Consider the following 1317-nt stretch of genomic DNA (forward strand, 5'->3'; position numbering starts at 1 on the left):
CTAGTGTCGCGTTGTGGCGTTCATCAGGCGGGTCCGGACTGCCTCCGGGGCGACGGCGGTGCAGATCGCGGAGTACGTCGCCGGGCGTCAGCGGATCGTGGAGCACGTCGGCTCGGCGCATACCGAGGCTGAGCTCGGGGTGCTGCTCGAGCGGGCCCGTGGGCTGCTTGAGGACCCGGCGCAGGGTGTGCTGGATCTGGGCGTCGAGCCCGTTCCTCCGGTGGAGGGCCTGGTTCCCCCTGCCCGCGATCCGGGCCTGTTCGAACCCCCTGCTCCGTCCCTGCCGCGGGGCCGGGCCCGGCCCGCACGTGTGGTGGGCACGGACTCGCGCCTGCTGTTCTCAGCGCTGGCCGGTGTGTTCACTGTCCTGGGCTTCGATTCGCTCGGAGACGAGGTGTTCCGGGACCTGGTGCTCGCCCGGGTCGTGGAGCCGACCTCGCTGCTGGACTCGGGCAGGGTCCTGCGGGACCTGGGACGGGACCCGGCCAGCTACTCGACCATGAAGCGCGCCCTTGCCCGGGCCGAGGCGGAGAAGTACCGCGACCGGATCGCCTCCTGGTGCTTCCGGCACGCCACCGCGGCCGGGGATGTGTCGCTGGTGCTGTATGACGTGACGACGCTGTACTTCGAGGCCGAGAAGGAGGACGAGCTGCGCAAGGTCGGGTACTCCAAGGAACGCCGCGTCGACCCGCAGATCGTCGTCGGGCTGCTCGTGGACCGGGCCGGGTTCCCGCTGGAGATCGGCTGCTTCGAGGGCAACAAGGCCGAGACCGCCACCATCATCCCGATCGTGAAGCGGTTCCAGGCCCGCCATGGCCTGGCCGACATGGTCGTCGTCGCCGACGCCGGCATGCTCTCCGCGTCCAACCTGCGCGAGCTCGACGATGCAGGCCTGCGCTTCATCGTCGGCTCGCGGATGACCAAGGCCCCCACCGACCTGGCCTCGCACTTCCGCTGGAACGGCAACGCGTTCACCGACGGACAGCTCATCGACACCATCACCCCCAGGACCGGGCACCGGAACGAGAACAGCACCGACCTGCGCGCCGAACCCGTCTGGGACCCCACCCAGCACCCGGGCTCGTGGAGGGCCGTGTGGGCCTACTCGCAGAAACGGGCAGTCCGTGACGGCAGGACCCTCACGGCCCAGGAGAACCGCGCCCGCGAGGTCATCGACGGGAACAAGCCGGCGCGGACCCCGCGCTTCGTCAAGACCACCGGCGGAAAGCCCACCCTGGATGAGGCCTCACTTGCCCGTGCCCGCGAGCTCGCCGGGCTCAAGGGCTACGTGACCAACATCCCCGCCGCCCTCATGCC

General features: G+C 70.4%; 1 protein-coding gene. It reads left to right on the top strand.

Features of this window, described 5'->3' with window-relative positions:
• Positions 1 to 13: 13 nt before the first annotated feature.
• A partial coding sequence (locus ACQ5BE_RS18925) for an IS1634 family transposase (RefSeq protein ID WP_430298492.1) occupies positions 14 to 1317 on the top strand: 1304 nt, incomplete at its 3' end.

Source organism: Sinomonas sp. B1-1 (assembly GCF_050474465.1).
GTDB classification, from domain to species: domain Bacteria; phylum Actinomycetota; class Actinomycetes; order Actinomycetales; family Micrococcaceae; genus Sinomonas; species Sinomonas flava.